This window comes from Aurantiacibacter odishensis (assembly GCF_003605195.1).
GTDB lineage: Bacteria > Pseudomonadota > Alphaproteobacteria > Sphingomonadales > Sphingomonadaceae > Alteraurantiacibacter > Alteraurantiacibacter odishensis.
In genome coordinates, this window is record NZ_QYOS01000025.1 from 70138 (window position 1) to 84592 (window position 14455).

Genomic DNA, 14455 nt, shown 5'->3' on the forward strand with positions numbered 1-14455 from the left:
CCGGTCCCTAGGGTGGTAAGTGGCAAAAGGCCAAGCCATTCATCGATGGAAATTTCGCGAAATTGCGGTGTAGCGAACGATTGGTACGTTGCTTGATGTTAAGGGGAAACCCGCTATCAAAACGATGAAATCTGAGAAATTTGTTTTTGAAACAAAGGGATCGGTGCTGCTCTCCCTGTTGGGCAGCAACTGAAGCGCGACCCTTCGGGTCGTGTTTAGGGGGGTCGCGCCAAGGCGTCCGGGCTTACGGGTCCGGGCGCCTTGTTCGCTTTTATGAGCGGTCGCTCAGCCCTCGGTAAACCCGACGCCGACGCTGGCGCGCGGCTGGTCCACCTCGGTGCTTGTCACCGGGTAGGCGCAATAGTCGGCAGCGTAATAGGCAGCTGGGCGATGGTTGCCGGAGAGGCCAATGCCGCCGAAGGGTGCGGCGCTGGATGCGCCGTTGGTGGGCCTGTTCCAGTTGACGATGCCTGCGCGAATGTTCGCCCAGAAGCGGTTGTATTGCTTGGGATCTCCGCCGATCAGCGATGCCGACAGCCCGAAACGGGTGTTGTTCGCTTCGGCAATCGCCTCGTCGAAATCGTCCACCTTGATGACCTGCAGCAGCGGACCGAACAGCTCCACATCGGGTCGTTCCTTCATGCCCGTCACATCGATGATCGAGGGCGAGAGGAAGGGCTTGTCGTCGATGGGGCGACGCAGATGGCTGATGGCCTTGCCGCCGTTGGAAAGCAGGTAGAGGAAGCTTTCGGTAAGCTGGTCGGCCGTGTTGTTGTCGATCACGCAGCCCATGAACGGCTGCGGTTCGGCAAACGGCTCGTCCACGATGATGCGGCTGGCAAGCTTCTTCACCGCGCTTACCGCCTCGTCATACATCGAGCTTTTCACGATCAGGCGGCGGCCTGCGGTGCAGCGCTGCCCGGCGGTGGTAAAAGCGGACTGGATGATGAGGGCGGCGGCGTCCTCCATCTTGGGCGTGTCCCAGAGCACGATGGGGTTATTGCCGCCCATTTCCAGCGCCACGATCTTGCCCGGATCGGTCGCCAGCTTGCGGTTGATGGCAATGCCCACCTGCGCGCTGCCGGTGAACAGAACGCCGTCGACGCCGGGATGGGCCACCAGCGCCTTACCCTCGTCAGGCCCGCCGACAAGGCATTGCACCAGGTCCGCCGGAATGCCCGTCTTGGCGAAATAGCCGACCAGCGCCTCGCCCACGGCGGGCGTTTTCTCGGACGGCTTGAAGACGATGGCATTGCCCGCGATCAGGGCCGGGATGATGTGTCCGTTGGGCAGGTGTGCGGGGAAATTGTAAGGGCCGAGCACCGCCATTACGCCGTGCGGCTTGTGGCGCAGCGCGGCAGAGCCCTGCAGCGCGCTGTCGAGTTTCCGCTGGCCGGTCCGCTCCGAATAGGCCTTGATCGAGATATCGACCTTGGCGATCACGGCGGCCACTTCCGTGCGCGCTTCCCACAGCGGCTTGCCCGTTTCGCGCGCGATCAGCTGGGCAAAAGCCTCCTGGTCCTTTTCCACCTGGATGGCGAAGCGGCGCACCAATTCTATGCGCTTCGAAAGCGGCTCGGACGCCCATGCGGGCCACGCGCGCCGTGCGCGGTCGACCAGTTCGTCCACATTGCCGTGGGCGGCGCGCCACAATTCGGCTCCGGTAGCAGGCTCGTACGAGATGAGTTCGGCGGTGTGGCTCAAGGCGGGCTGCCCTTCTTCAGGATGAACGTCCCGCGCGGCTTACAGAATTGCTGCGCGCGGGCAAAGTGGGGTTAACTCTCGAGGGAAATCCTCGCCAAGCAAACCGGTTTCAACGCAAACCAGATTTATCGTGCCAGATTTAACGTGCAGGCCGGATTGTCAACTCCAGCCTCAAAACGCCGGTCACCCGCAATCGCCGAGACGGCGCCCGGTAACGTCGAAGGTCATGGTCATCGGCCCCATGCCCATGTTCCCGCGCATCGACATGGTCATGTCGTAGGTGGACGCGGTGTAGGTGCCGTCCATGGTCATATCCATCGTACCTTCGTCGCTCTCGCACTGGGCCACGGCATGGATTTCGCCGCCCGACATCTCGAATTCGGTGTAGCGGCACTCACCGTTGGTTTCCTCGAAGATGCGTTCAGGTGAGTTGTCGATATCGTCCTGCGTGATGCAGTTCTGCGCCGTCATGCCCTCGCCGCCCATGATCTGGCGCATCATGTCGGCAGCCTGCGGCGGCATGTCTGCCGGCAGCTGTAGATCGGCGAGGCGGCTGTTGGTTTCCCAATTGCCCGGCTCGATGGCCCAGGCCGAAGTGGCGATGGCGGCGGTTGCGATGCCAACTATTGCTAACTTGCGCATGGTCTTCCCCCTGATTGGATACGGCAATTACATGCCAGCGTATCAAATCACCGGGTTCAGCGCCAATCATCCCTCGTGCGCAGGCGGAGAGGGCGGTTCGCCCAGCGCCTCGCCCACGCGGCGCAGGCGAGCAACCTTGTCGTGAAGCGGTGCCCAGTCGTCGCGTTCGTCGATGGCGGACCACAGCGTCTCGACCTCGTCGATCAGCATCGATTCGGGCGCGCCCTCGTTCCAGTATTCGTGACTGAAATCGAGCGGCTTGCTGCCCTCCAGCGCGTCTGCCAGCGCTCCTTGCGCGTTCCTGCCTCCGCGATGGCGATAGAAGAATGCGTCCGGCCCCATCTTGCCTTCCCGCATCGTGCCCTCGGCAGCATTGATGACAGCGGCATCGGTCTCCAGTCCGCGCTCCTCGATCCCCAGCCGCCAGCAGAACCGGCGCGCCATTGCGTGATGGTAGAGCGTGCCGAACCGCTCCAGCGCGGCGACCAGCGGCTCTGCCTCAACCAGCGGGCGCAGGGCGATGGCGAACTGGCCAAGGTTCCAGCGGATCGCTTCGGGCTGGCGGCCGAAGGCGTAGAGGCCGGTCTGGTCGAAATAGGCGGCGGTGAAGCCGGGGTCCCACCGGGGCAGCCAGCGCCAGGGGCCGTAATCGAAGCTCTCGCCGGTGATGTTCATGTTGTCGGTGTTGAGCACGCCGTGGACAAATCCTGCCACCATGTAGCTGGCAGCAAGGTCCGCCATCCGCTCCGTCACCTGGTGTATAAGTCGGATCGCGGGCTCATCGCGCCCCGGCGCGTCGTCGGGCGGGGGCGGGCCGGGGTAGGTGGCGAGGCAATAGTCGACCAGCCGGGCGAGATGCTCGTTCTCCTCGAATGCCATCAGCCGCTGGAAGCTGCCGATGCGGATGTGCCCATGGCTCAGGCGCACCATTACGGCGGAGCGGGTGGGAGACGGCTCGTCCCCGCGCTCCAGCGCTTCGCCGGTCTCGATGATGGAGAAGGTCTTGGACGTGTTCACGCCCAGCGCTTCCAGCATCTCGGTGGCGAGTATCTCGCGCACCCCGCCTTTCAGCGTCAGGCGACCGTCTGCGGTGCGACTGTAGGGCGTGGTGCCGCTGCCCTTTGTGCCAAGGTCCAGCAGGCGGCCTTCGCCGTCCCGCATCTGCGCGAACAGGAAACCGCGACCGTCGCCGATTTCCGGATTGTAAACGCGGAACTGGTGCCCGTGATACCTGAGCGCGAGCGGCCGGGGCAGGTTATCCGGCAGCGGTTCGAACTGGCCGAAGTGGCGTAGCCAGTCCTCGTCCGACAGCGAATCCAGACCCACGGCCTTGTCCCACCTGCGGTTGCGAAATCGCAGCACATTCTTCGGGAAGTCGGCGGCGGCGACCGGATCGGCAAGGAAATCCGCCACCTCGTCAATTCGTGTGTCGGGTGTGTACTTGGCCGGTTGCGGTTCGTGTCGCATCCATCCATTAGTGGCCCTTCGCAAGGCGCACCGCAAGGCGCGCGGGACAAAGGGACATGATTTGAGCGACGCGGCCTACTCGACAGGCACTTGGGAAAGCAGCGACGGGCTGACTCTGCATTACAGGGACTATCCCGGACGGGCCGACCGCCCGCCGATCCTGTGCATCCCCGGCCTAACCCGCAATGCCCGCGATTTCGAGCCGCTGGCCGAAACCTTCGCGGGGGAATGGCGGGTGGTCTGCGCGGACCTGCGCGGGCGCGGGCAGAGCGACTATGCCAAGGATCCCGCCAGCTACACACCTGCCCATTATATAGAGGACGTGACCGCCCTGATCGAGCAGGCAGACCTGGGCGAAGTGGTGGCCGTGGGCACCTCGCTTGGCGGGATTATCACCATGTTGCTGGCACAGGCGGGGGTGAAATTCGCAGGCGCCGTCATCAACGATATCGGTCCCGTGATCGAGGAAGACGGGATGGAGCGTATTCGCGACTACGTGGGGCAGGGCCGCAGCTATCCCACATGGATGCACGCCGCCTGGGCCACGCGCGACGGGGCGAGCCACATTTATCCCGGTTTCGATATCGAGGACTGGCTGCGCTACACCAAGCGGCTGATGTGCGTGTCGGGCAACGGGCGTATCGCCTACGATTACGACATGAAGATCGCCCTTCCGTTCGCGCAGCCCGGTGGCGGGCTGGGCGTGGACCTGTGGCCTGCGCTGAAGTCTCTGGAAGGGCTGCCGCTGCTGGCATTGCGCGGTGAACTGTCGGACCTGCTCTCCGACGCGACCTTCCGCCGTATGGGCGAGGAAGTGAAAGGCATGGAACTCGTCACCGTGCCGGGTGTCGGCCACGCGCCCACGCTGGAAGAACCCGCCGCGCTGGAAGCCATCGCGCGGCTGCTGGCCAAGGTGGCACAGGCATGAGCAAGACACCAAAGATACTGCACCTGCACTCCACTTTCGATGCAGGGGGCAAGGAACTGCGCAATGTCCGCCTCATCAACGAATGGGGCAAGGAAGTGGACCACGCGATCGTCTCGGGCGATCTGGAGAAGCGCGGCGCGGCGGCGATGCTGGGCAAGAAGGCGCGTGTTTCGTGGCCCAAGTTCCCCCCGCTGCAGGGCAGGCCCACGCCGGGGCGGCTGGCGGCATTGGCGAAGGGGATGCGGGGTTACGATCTCGTATGCACTTACAACTGGGGCGCGATCGATGCGGTGATGGCGCACACGGTCTTTGCCGATGCCTTCAAGCTGCCGCCGCTGGTGCATCACGAGGACGGCTTCAACGAGGACGAGGCGAAGCGCCTGAAGAAGCGGCGCAACTGGTACCGCAAGATCGCGCTGGGGCGCACGGCGGCGCTGGTGGTGCCCTCGGCCAAGCTGGAGGACATCGCTCTTAACGTGTGGAGCCAGCCGCGAACGCGCGTGCGGCGTATTCCCAACGGCATCGACACCCGTGCCTTTGCCGCTCCGCCCAAGCGCGACATCCTGCCCGGCCTCATCAAGCACAAAGACGAGTTCTGGCTGGGCACCATTGCCGGCCTGCGCGCGGTCAAGCAGCTCGATGTGCTGGTGCGGGCAATGGAATGGATGCCGCCCGAATGGCAGCTGGTAATCGCCGGAGAGGGGCCGGAGCGCGATGCCCTGCTGGCCGAGGCGGAGCGCGTGGGCGTCGAAGACCGCGTCCACCTGCCCGGCTTCGTGACGGAGCCTGCCAAGCTGATCGGCCTGTTCGACATGTTCGCGCTCTCCAGCCACTCGGAGCAGTTTCCCATCTCCCTTGTAGAGGCCATGGCCGCCGGTCTGCCCGTCGTCGCGCCGCGCGTGGGTGACATCGGCTCCATGGTGTCGAGCGACAACGGGCCTGCTCTGGTAGAGCCGGATGACGAGACCGAACTGCGCCGGTCGCTGACACGGCTGGCCGAGGATCCCGCAACGCGAAAGCGTATGGGACAGGCCAACCGTCAGAAAGCGCGCGAGGAATTCGACGAGCGCCGCATGATTGAACGCTACCGCGCGCTGTACTGGGGCCTGATGCAGAAATATCCGCGTGGCCAGTGACTTGGCCACCCTGTTGGAGATCAAACGCGCTTCATGGGGCGTTCACCACGACGGGGACACTCTCGCCTCTTCGATTGAAAAGCCCGCACCATCCGTTAAAGAGCGCGGCTTGATATCAAATCCGGACATGATCGAAAGCTAGTGGCCAAAGAACCGACCAACACCAACGTGCCCGCCCGTTCGAAGTCGCGAGATCGCGCCGATGCGGAGCAGGATATGCTCATGCGCGAGGTGGACGAGGCCGTCCGCCAAGACGAAGTGGGCGATTTCGCGAAGAAATACGGCTGGCCGCTGGGCATTGCCTTCGTACTTGCCATGGCGGCCTTCGCCGGTTTCCTGTGGTGGCAGGGCAGCCAGGAAGGCAACCTCGAAGAACAGTCCGATCAGTTGATCGTCGCCATCGACGAACTGGAAGCTGGCAACATCGACATCGCCGACGATGAACTGGCGCTTCTGGCGCAGGGCGAAGGCGGCACGGCGGCGATGGCCAGGATGCTGCGCGCCGGGATCGCGGTGGAACGAGGCGATGCCGAGGCAGGTGCCGCCCTGTTCGACGAGATCGCCAATGACGCAGACCTGCCCGCCGAACTGCGCGACGTCGCCACCATCCGCAGCGTCACCGCCCGTTTCGATCAACTCGATCCGCAGGAAGTGATCGACCGCGTCGGGCCGCTGGCCGTGGCGGATAACCCCTATTACGGCAGTGCAGGCGAACTGGTGGCCCATGCCTACCTCGCCCAGGATAAGAACGACGAGGCAGGTGCGCTGCTCGTCGATATCGCCGGGAACGACGAAGTGCCCGGCTCCATCCGCGAGCGTGCGCGCCGCCTGGCGGGTTTGCTGGGCTTCGACGCGATCGAGGATGTCGATGCCACGCTTGCCGAAATGACCGGGCAGGACCTCGAAGAACCGGCCGTAGAGCTGGTCGAATAAGAGCGAGATTTATGACGATGACGAACCGCAACCGCCCTAATCGAAACGGGGCCCGTAGCTGGGCAAAGAAGACCGCCGTCCCCATGCTCGCGCTGGCTCTTGCCGGTTGCGCCGGTGGCCTGTTCGGCGGCGGGGGTGACGAGGAACAGACGCCCACCACCGGCAACCGTGTGCCGATCCTGTCGCGCATCGCCACCGATATCAGCGCCGATCCGGCCCTGGCGAACGTCGCGGTCGTGGTGCCCCCGGCGCAGACCAACGAGACCTGGCCGCAGGCTGGCGGCAATGCCGCGAAGGTGCCCGGCCACGTCACCCTTTCGAACAACCCCACCCGAGCGTGGACGGCAAGCATTGCCGGGACCACCAAGACCCGCCGCCTTGCCGCCGCACCCGTGGTGGGTGGCGGAAAGCTGTTCGTAGTGGATACTGCTGCCGTTATTCACGCATTCGACGCTGCCACCGGCGCGCGGCGCTGGCAGCACCAGATCCAGGTGTCGGGCGACTTGCGCGACGCAACCTTCGGCGGCGGTGCGGCTTATGACAATGGCCGCGTCTATGCGACCAACGGCGTGGGCGACGTTGTGGCTCTGGATGCCGAGACGGGCGCACAGCTATGGCGCGCGAAGCCTGCCGGTCCGCTGCGCGGCGCGCCCACCATCGCGTTCAACGAAGTGTTCGTGATGACGCAGGACAACCAGGTCTTCGCGCTCGACACGGACGATGGCGAGATCGTTTGGCAACGCGCCGCTGCTTCCGGCCAGTCCGGCGTGTTCGGCGTGGCGGCTCCGGCTGCCGGGCAGGGCACTGTCGTTGCCGGGTTCTCCACCGGCGAACTGGTCGCCTACCGTTACGAGAATGGTCGCGAGCTATGGTCTGACGCGCTTGCCCGCACCTCGATCAGCACGCAGGTAGGCACGCTGACCGACGTGGACGCCGATCCCATCATCGACCAGGGCCGCGTCTATGCGCTGGGCCAGGGTGGCCGCATGGCCGCCTATGAACTGCTGACCGGGCAGCGCATCTGGGAACTGACTTTGGCGGGCATTTCCACCCCCACGGTAGTGGGCGAATGGGTGTTCACGCTGACCGACGATGCGCAGCTTCTGGCCATCCAGCGCAACACCGGCCGCATCCGCTGGCTCAGCCAGTTCGATCGCTGGCGTGATGCAGAGGACCGCGAGGGGCCGATTTTCTGGACCGGCCCCGTGCTGGCCAGCGGTCGCCTGTGGATCGCCAGCAGCCGCGGCGTGGTGAAGAGCGTCGACGTGATGACCGGCGAGGCCACCGATTTCACCGAGCTTGACGATGGCGTGTCGCTGCCCCCCGTGGTGGCGAACAACATGCTCTATATACTCGACGATAGCGGCGAGATTCACGCCTTCCGCTAAGCTGTTCCTTACAGGGACATTGGCGAGGGAATGGGGCCGGGTGTTACCCGGCCTTTAACCGTTCGCGCCTACCACGGCGGCGATGAGCGCAAAGATGCAGGATTCGCGGCCCCCGGCCAGCGATGTTTCCCCGTGGGTGGGTCTAGTCGGCCTGATCACGCTGCTGTCCTGCATCCTGCTTGCGCGCAGCTGGCCGGAAATCTGCGAGTTCATGGGCTGGGCAAACGATCGCGGGCGGCTATCCGGTCCCAACGCTGCGCTCGCAACGATGGTGCTGACGGGCATAGCCATGGCGGCATGGTCGGTGCTGGTGGAAAAGGTCCACCGCAATCCCAGCACCGGCATAGACTGGTCGCGCCGCCGCCCGGTGTCAGAAGTGCTGGACGTGTCCACCACCAAGCTTGCCGGGCTGTGGGCCACGTGGTTCATCATCGGCGCGTTCTACATGCTGGGCCGCTGGTACTGGGACGGCAATTACCTGTTTGCGATGCAGGTCATCGGCTGGGCCGTGGTGCCCATGTTCGTCCTTTCCGTGCCCTACGTCATCTGGATCGACCGGGTGATGGTGAACCCGAAGGACCACTGCTGGCACTTCGGCGCCATGCTGGTGGGGCGCGAGGCGTGGGACGGCGAGCAGGTGAAGAAGCATTGGCGTGCCTGGATTATCAAGGGGTTCTTCAGCGCCTTCATGATCGGCATCCTCGCGCCCGGTTTCGCCGCCGTCGTGGAAGCCAGTGGTGCGGACATCCTGAACGATCCGGTCCGTCTCGGCGTAACGCTGTTCGAGCTTCTGTTCGTGATCGACGTGCAGATCGGGACTGTCGGCTACCTGCTCACTCTCAGGCCGCTCGACGCCCACATTCGCAGCGGCAACCCCTTCCTTGCCGGATGGGTGGCCGCGCTGCTGTGCTATCCGCCGTTCGTCTATGGCATCATGGGCGAAGGCGGGATGATCCAGTATGAATACAACACCGCCGACTGGGCCTACTGGTTCGCAGGCAATACGCCGATGCTATACCTTTGGGCTGCGTGGCTGGTCTTCCTCACCGCTATCTACGCATGGGCGACGGTGGCTTTCGGCATTCGCTTTTCCAACCTCACCTATCGCGGCGTGATTACCAATGGGCCGTATCGCTACACGAGGCACCCGGCCTACCTTTCCAAGAATGCCTTCTGGTGGTTCTGCTACATGCCCTTCCTTGTCACCTCGGACACCATGACGGACGCGATCCGCAATACCGTGTTCCTGGGTGTGGTGAGCGTCATCTACTACTGGCGGGCCCGCACGGAGGAGGCGCACCTGCTGGCTGAGGATCCGAAGTACCGCGAATACTACGACTGGATGCAGGAGAACGGCGTCATCACGTCGCGTCTTGCGCGCCTGACCCGTCGGATGAACCCGCGAAAGGCCGATCCGGTGCCGCAACCGGCGGAGTAGGTTATCAGCCGCCCGCGTTGCCGACGACGAAGCATGCAGCCGCCACCAGCGCGCCTGCATAGCGGTTCGAGCGGAAGCGGGTGAGCAGGTTCATCGGGTCGTCTCCGTCCAGCGTCACCACCTGCCAGCCAAGGTGCAGAGCTGCCGGGAGGAGTGCCAACAGCGCGATCCAATCGCCGCGCAATTGCCAGAAGGCCAGCGCCCAAAGCGCCACGGCAGCAGCATAGAAGCCCGCGACGCCCGGTTTCACCCTGTTGCCAAGCCGCAGGGCGGAGGACTTGATGCCGACCAGCGCATCATCCTCCCGATCCTGCATGGCGTAAATCGTGTCGTACCCCATGCACCAGAAGAAGGCACCCGCATACAGAGCCAGCATCACGCCGAGATTGTCTCCGCGCAGCGCAGTCCAGCCCACCAGCGCGCCCCAGGTGAAGACGAGGCCCAGCCACGCCTGTGGCCACCACGTAATCCGCTTCATGAAGGGATAGGCCGCCACCAGCGCAAGGCTGCCAAGCGCGACCAGCTGCGCCTCCCAGCGCAGTTGCAGCAGCACGATCAGGCCAACGCCGCACAGCGCCAGCAGCCAAATCCACGCCTGCTTTCGGCTCACCCTGCCGCTGGCGATGGGGCGATTGGCCGTGCGCGTCACGCTCTTGTCCAGGTCTCGGTCGACGATGTCGTTATAGACGCATCCCGCGCTCCGCATGGCGATGCTCCCCAGCAGGAACCAAGCGACAAGCTGCCATTGCAGGCCGGCGCCCGCCAGCCAGGTGCCCCAGGCGCAGGGCCAGAACAGCAGCCACCACCCGATGGGCCTGTCGAACCGCGCCAGCAGGGCATAGTCGCGCGCGGGCTGCGGCAGGCGTTCGGCAAGCGACTTGTGCTCGCTGTCGGGCGTAACGGTTTCGGATTGGGCACGAGTGGGGGACATGGCTTGCCTGTTAGCCGCGCTTGGCCCTAGTGGAAAGCCATGCCCGCAACGCCCGCCTGGCCGCCCAAGTCTGCCCCGCGCCTTTTCGTGGAGAACGGTCTTGCCGAAGGGCATGTGCTGTCCATCGACGGTCAGCAGGGGCACTATCTCGCCAAGGTCATGCGCGTGTCGCCCGGCGATGCCGTTATCCTGTGCGACGACGTGACTGGCGAATGGCTCGCCGTGGTGGAGGGGGCGGGGAAGCGCGCCGTCTCGCTCACCGTCAGTGAAAAGCTGCGCGAGCGCGAGGCCGTGCCTGACTTCTGGCTGTGCCCTGCGCTCCTGAAGAAAGACCGTTTCGACATGGTGCTGGAAAAGGCGACCGAGCTTGGTGTCGCCGCCATTCACCCCGTCGTCACGCGCCGCTGCGTGGCGGACAAGCTGAATCCGGACCGCGCCCGCACCATCGTGACCGAAGCGGCGGAACAGTGCGCCCGCACCGCCTTGCCCGCACTGGAAGCGCCGCGGAAGCTCGACGCCCTGTTGCGCGACTGGCCCACGGACCGCCTGCTGTTCTTCGCCGACGAGGAAGGCGGCAGGCCCGCGGCAGAGGCGTTCACCTTCACCAAGTACCCGGAACGCGGGGAGGGGGCGCACAAGGCTGCGATCCTCACCGGCCCCGAAGGCGGCTTCGACGATGCGGAGCGCGAGGCGATCCGCGCCCTTCCACAGGCCCGCCCGATCTCGCTGGGCCCCCGAATCCTTCGCGGAGAAACCGCTGCGCTTGCCGCAGTCGCCCTGTGGATGGGGCTGGCGGGCGACTGGGCTGGTGACGCCTGACCCGGGACATGGTCAATTTGCTGCTGGCTTCGGCGGCATGATCCGCTAGAGGCTGGCACCATGAGCACGCGCAAGGCATCCGAGGGGCAGGAGCCCGTGATCGAAAGCCGCGACCAGTTGGTCGCACCCATGCAGGCTGGCGAGAAGCCACGCGAGAAATGGCGCATTGGCACGGAGCACGAGAAGCTCGTCTTCAAGACTTCCGATTTCCACGCGCCTTCCTACGGCGAGGACGGCGGCATTCACGACATACTGATGTCGATGCGGCAGTTCGGGTGGGAGCCGGTGAAGGAACGGGGCCCGGACGGCACCGTCAACACCATCGCCATGAGCGGCAGCGATGGCACGATCAGCCTTGAACCTGCGGGCCAGCTTGAACTGTCCGGCGCCCCGCTGGAAACGCTGCACCAGACCTGCGCCGAAACCGGCCGCCACCTCGACCAGTGCAAGCAGGTGGGCGAGGCCTGCGGCGTGGGCTTCCTAGGCCTCGGCATGTGGCCGGACAAGGCGCGCGAAGACCTGCCGATCATGCCCAAGCAGCGCTACGAGATCATGCGCAACCACATGCCGCGCGTAGGCAGCCTGGGCCTCGACATGATGCTGCGCACCTGCACAATCCAGGTGAACCTCGACTATTCGAGCGAGGCGGACATGGCGAAGAAGTTCCGTACCGGGCTCGCGCTGCAACCGCTCGCCACCGCGCTGTTCGCCAATTCGCCGTTTACGGAGGGCAAGCCCAACGGCTTCCTCTCCTATCGCAGCCACATCTGGTCCGACACTGATCCGCACCGCACCGGCATGCTGCCTTTCGTGTTCGACGACGATTTCGGCTATGAACGCTACGTCGACTACATGCTCGATGTGCCGATGTACTTCGTCTACCGCGACGGCACCTACATCGATGCCGCCGGGCAGAGCTTCCGCGATTTCCTGATGGGCGAACTGCCCGCGCTGCCCGGCGAGAAGCCGACTGCCAGCGACTGGGAGGATCACCTGTCCACCGCTTTTCCCGAAGTGCGGCTGAAAAGTTTCCTCGAAATGCGCGGTGCCGATGGCGGGCCGTGGAACCGAATCTGCGCGCTGCCCGCGCTGTGGGTGGGGCTGCTGTATGATGACAGCGCGCTCGAAGCCGCCTGGGACCTGGTGAAGGGCTGGACGATGGAAGAGCGCGAGCACCTGCGCAATGCCGTGCCGGCGCAGGCGCTCGACGCGCCGCTACCGCGCGGCGGAACCCTGCGCGACCTTGCGCGCCACGTTCTCGACATTGCGCACGACGGACTGGTGGCGCGTGGCCGCCAGAACTCGATGGGCGACAACGAAAGCGGTTTCCTTGCTCCGCTCAAGGAGATCGTGGAGAGCGGCAGGGTGCCCGCTCAGCGCTTGCTGGACAAGTACCACGGCGAGTGGGGCGGCGACATTTCGCGCGTCTACGAAGAAGCCTTCTGACGCCGCCCGATCGCCGTCAGGTGTAGCTGGCGACTTCGAACTCGATCCCGTCCCAGTCGAAGAAATAGAAGCTGGTAGGGCCCGGATCATAGGCGCCGTGGTTGAAAGGCTCCAGCCCTGCATCCCTGACTACGCGCTCTGCCGCGTCGAGATCGTCGACCACGAAACCGACGTGGTTGAGCGGCTTGCCCTTCTCGCGCCGCTCGGCACCTTCGTCGTCGCTGTAAAGCGCGAGGTAGGTGTCTCGCTCGCCAAGGTGGATCGTACGACCGCCCAGTTTGGACGCCCCGCGCCAGCGTTCGTGCCAGCCCAGCAGTTTCGTGAACAGCGCCGCCGAACGCTCGGCATCGCTGACTGTGAGATTGACGTGTTCGATTCGACCTTGCGACATGATGGCAATTCCTTGTTCCAAGTTTCTGTTTCACAACGAGAACGTGGAGCCTGTGCAAGTCGTCCGCGAATCGCTGCTTGCCCTGTCATGCAACCTCAAGCTAAGTTGAGGTCAAGCATTTGTGGAAATCGGGGATAGTGGGGACAAGTCTTGCAGGCGCAATTCATCAGCATCGGCCAGCTTTCGAAACGCACCGGCGTCGCGGTGTCCGCATTGCGGTTCTACGAGGATAAGGGCCTGCTCCACCCCTTGCGCAGCGGCGGCAATCAGCGGCGTTACTTGCGCAGCGACATTCGCCGCGTCAGCTTCGTTTTGATTGCGCAGAAACTGGGCCTTGGGCTGGCGGAGATCGAGGACCACCTCGCGCAGTTGCCCGAGGGCCGCAACCCCACGCTGACGGATTGGCAGAAGATCAGCCGCGCCATGCGTGAACAGATCGACGAGAAGATCAAGCTTCTCAATCGCACGCGCAACCAGCTGGACCAGTGCATCGGCTGCGGCTGCCTGTCGCTGACGAAATGCCAGCTCTACAACAAGGACGACAAGCTGGGCCTAAAAGGGCCGGGGCCGCGGGCGGTGCTGGATTAGCGCAGAAGGCTATTGCTGCACTGCGAATTGACTCTCGTGTAAAAAGATAGATTATTGCGCCTGCCAATGGGGGGCAGCCAGTTTCTGGATGGGTCGCCCGTCTCCCGGCGCTGCTGCGGTGAATTCCCGCCGCGGCTTCACAGGGGGACTCTGTCATGAAGAATCTGATCAAACGCACTGCCGCTGCCGTTATCCTGGCTGCCGCGCTACCTGCCGCCGCGGCGGCACAGGACCAGCCGCTGCGGCCGGCCGAATATGTGGACGTAAGCGCGATCCACATCGATGACGGACACCAGCTCGAATATGCCAATCACCTTGCCAGCATGTGGCGCAGTTCGATGGATTTCCAGGTCGAGCAGGGTTGGATCGACAGCTACGAAATTCTTGCCAACACCTACGCCCGCGACGGCGAGCCGGACCTCTATCTGCTCGTGCGCTACTCCGAATGGCCGTCTACCGAGGATGGCGAGGCGCGCGGCGAGGCCATGCGTGCACATATGCAGATGACGAGAGAACAGATGCAGCAGGCATCGGCCGGCCGCGCGGAATACCGGCGCGTGGGCAGCGACATGCTGCTGCGCCGCCTCGTCTGGAACGACTGATTTACCCGTTTCACAGGGGGAAGGGGCGCCGTTTTCGGCGCC

At 64.4% G+C, this 14455-nt stretch carries 14 protein-coding genes; 9 read left to right on the forward strand and 5 right to left on the reverse strand.

The genetic code is table 11. The annotated features are described in order from the left end of the window. Positions 1–285: 285 nt before the first annotated feature. The 3 genes from astD to D4Q51_RS12200 form a co-directional block, all read right to left on the reverse strand. On the reverse strand, positions 286–1704 hold the full coding sequence (gene astD / locus D4Q51_RS12190) for a succinylglutamate-semialdehyde dehydrogenase (RefSeq protein WP_120078050.1): 1419 nt from the start codon (positions 1702–1704) through the stop codon (positions 286–288). 183 nt (positions 1705–1887) lie between these two features. Continuing rightward, entirely contained in the window at positions 1888–2346 is a 459-nt protein-coding gene (locus D4Q51_RS12195) for a DUF3617 domain-containing protein (protein ID WP_120078051.1), read from the reverse strand. Positions 2347–2412: 66 nt separating this feature from the next. Next, positions 2413–3813 (reverse strand): protein adenylyltransferase SelO family protein, encoded by a 1401-nt coding sequence (locus D4Q51_RS12200; RefSeq protein ID WP_120078052.1) that lies wholly within the window; start codon positions 3811–3813, stop codon positions 2413–2415. Positions 3814–3874: 61 nt separating this feature from the next. On the opposite strand from D4Q51_RS12200, the gene D4Q51_RS12205 reads away from it, so the two are divergent. From D4Q51_RS12205 to D4Q51_RS12225, 5 genes are all read left to right on the forward strand, one after another. Continuing rightward, a complete protein-coding gene (locus D4Q51_RS12205; RefSeq protein ID WP_120078053.1) occupies positions 3875–4741 on the forward strand; it encodes an alpha/beta fold hydrolase in 867 nt (288 codons plus the stop codon). Next, complete coding sequence (locus tag D4Q51_RS12210) at positions 4738–5877, forward strand: glycosyltransferase (RefSeq protein ID WP_120078054.1); 1140 nt, start codon at positions 4738–4740, stop codon at positions 5875–5877. The genes D4Q51_RS12205 and D4Q51_RS12210 overlap by 4 nt, the downstream gene beginning before the upstream one ends. Before the next feature lie 141 nt (positions 5878–6018). Continuing rightward, the gene (locus D4Q51_RS12215) at positions 6019–6810 is read left to right on the forward strand and encodes a tetratricopeptide repeat protein (RefSeq protein ID WP_120078055.1); all 792 of its coding nucleotides are present in this window, start codon (positions 6019–6021) and stop codon (positions 6808–6810) included. A gap of 17 nt (positions 6811–6827) precedes the next feature. Further along, on the forward strand, positions 6828–8198 hold the full coding sequence (locus D4Q51_RS12220) for a PQQ-binding-like beta-propeller repeat protein (protein WP_120078732.1): 1371 nt from the start codon (positions 6828–6830) through the stop codon (positions 8196–8198). 82 nt (positions 8199–8280) lie between these two features. Further along, entirely contained in the window at positions 8281–9636 is a 1356-nt protein-coding gene (locus tag D4Q51_RS12225; RefSeq protein WP_120078056.1) for a methyltransferase family protein, read from the forward strand. Between the two features lie 4 nt (positions 9637–9640). Here the strand turns inward: D4Q51_RS12225 and ubiA are convergent, their stop codons facing one another. Further along, positions 9641–10567, reverse strand: a complete 927-nt coding sequence (ubiA, locus tag D4Q51_RS12230; RefSeq protein WP_120078057.1) for a 4-hydroxybenzoate octaprenyltransferase — start codon at positions 10565–10567, stop codon at positions 9641–9643. A 39-nt stretch (positions 10568–10606) separates the two neighbouring features. Between ubiA and D4Q51_RS12235 the strand changes: the two genes are divergently transcribed. After that, positions 10607–11386 carry a 16S rRNA (uracil(1498)-N(3))-methyltransferase gene (locus tag D4Q51_RS12235; protein ID WP_120078058.1) on the forward strand — a complete coding sequence of 260 codons (780 nt, stop codon included), beginning with the start codon at positions 10607–10609 and terminating at the stop codon, positions 11384–11386. 60 nt (positions 11387–11446) lie between these two features. Beyond that, positions 11447–12832 (forward strand): glutamate--cysteine ligase, encoded by a 1386-nt coding sequence (locus D4Q51_RS12240; RefSeq protein WP_120078059.1) that lies wholly within the window; start codon positions 11447–11449, stop codon positions 12830–12832. A 16-nt stretch (positions 12833–12848) separates the two neighbouring features. On the opposite strand, the gene D4Q51_RS12245 is transcribed toward D4Q51_RS12240, so the two are convergent. Beyond that, positions 12849–13223 (reverse strand): VOC family protein, encoded by a 375-nt coding sequence (locus tag D4Q51_RS12245; RefSeq protein ID WP_120078733.1) that lies wholly within the window; start codon positions 13221–13223, stop codon positions 12849–12851. Positions 13224–13373: 150 nt separating this feature from the next. On the opposite strand from D4Q51_RS12245, the gene soxR reads away from it, so the two are divergent. Both soxR and D4Q51_RS12255 read left to right on the forward strand, forming a co-directional pair. Next, on the forward strand, positions 13374–13811 hold the full coding sequence (gene soxR, locus D4Q51_RS12250) for a redox-sensitive transcriptional activator SoxR (protein ID WP_120078060.1): 438 nt from the start codon (positions 13374–13376) through the stop codon (positions 13809–13811). A gap of 155 nt (positions 13812–13966) precedes the next feature. Then, a complete protein-coding gene (locus D4Q51_RS12255; protein WP_240624712.1) occupies positions 13967–14413 on the forward strand; it encodes a hypothetical protein in 447 nt (148 codons plus the stop codon). The last annotated feature ends 42 nt before the right edge of the window (positions 14414–14455 follow it).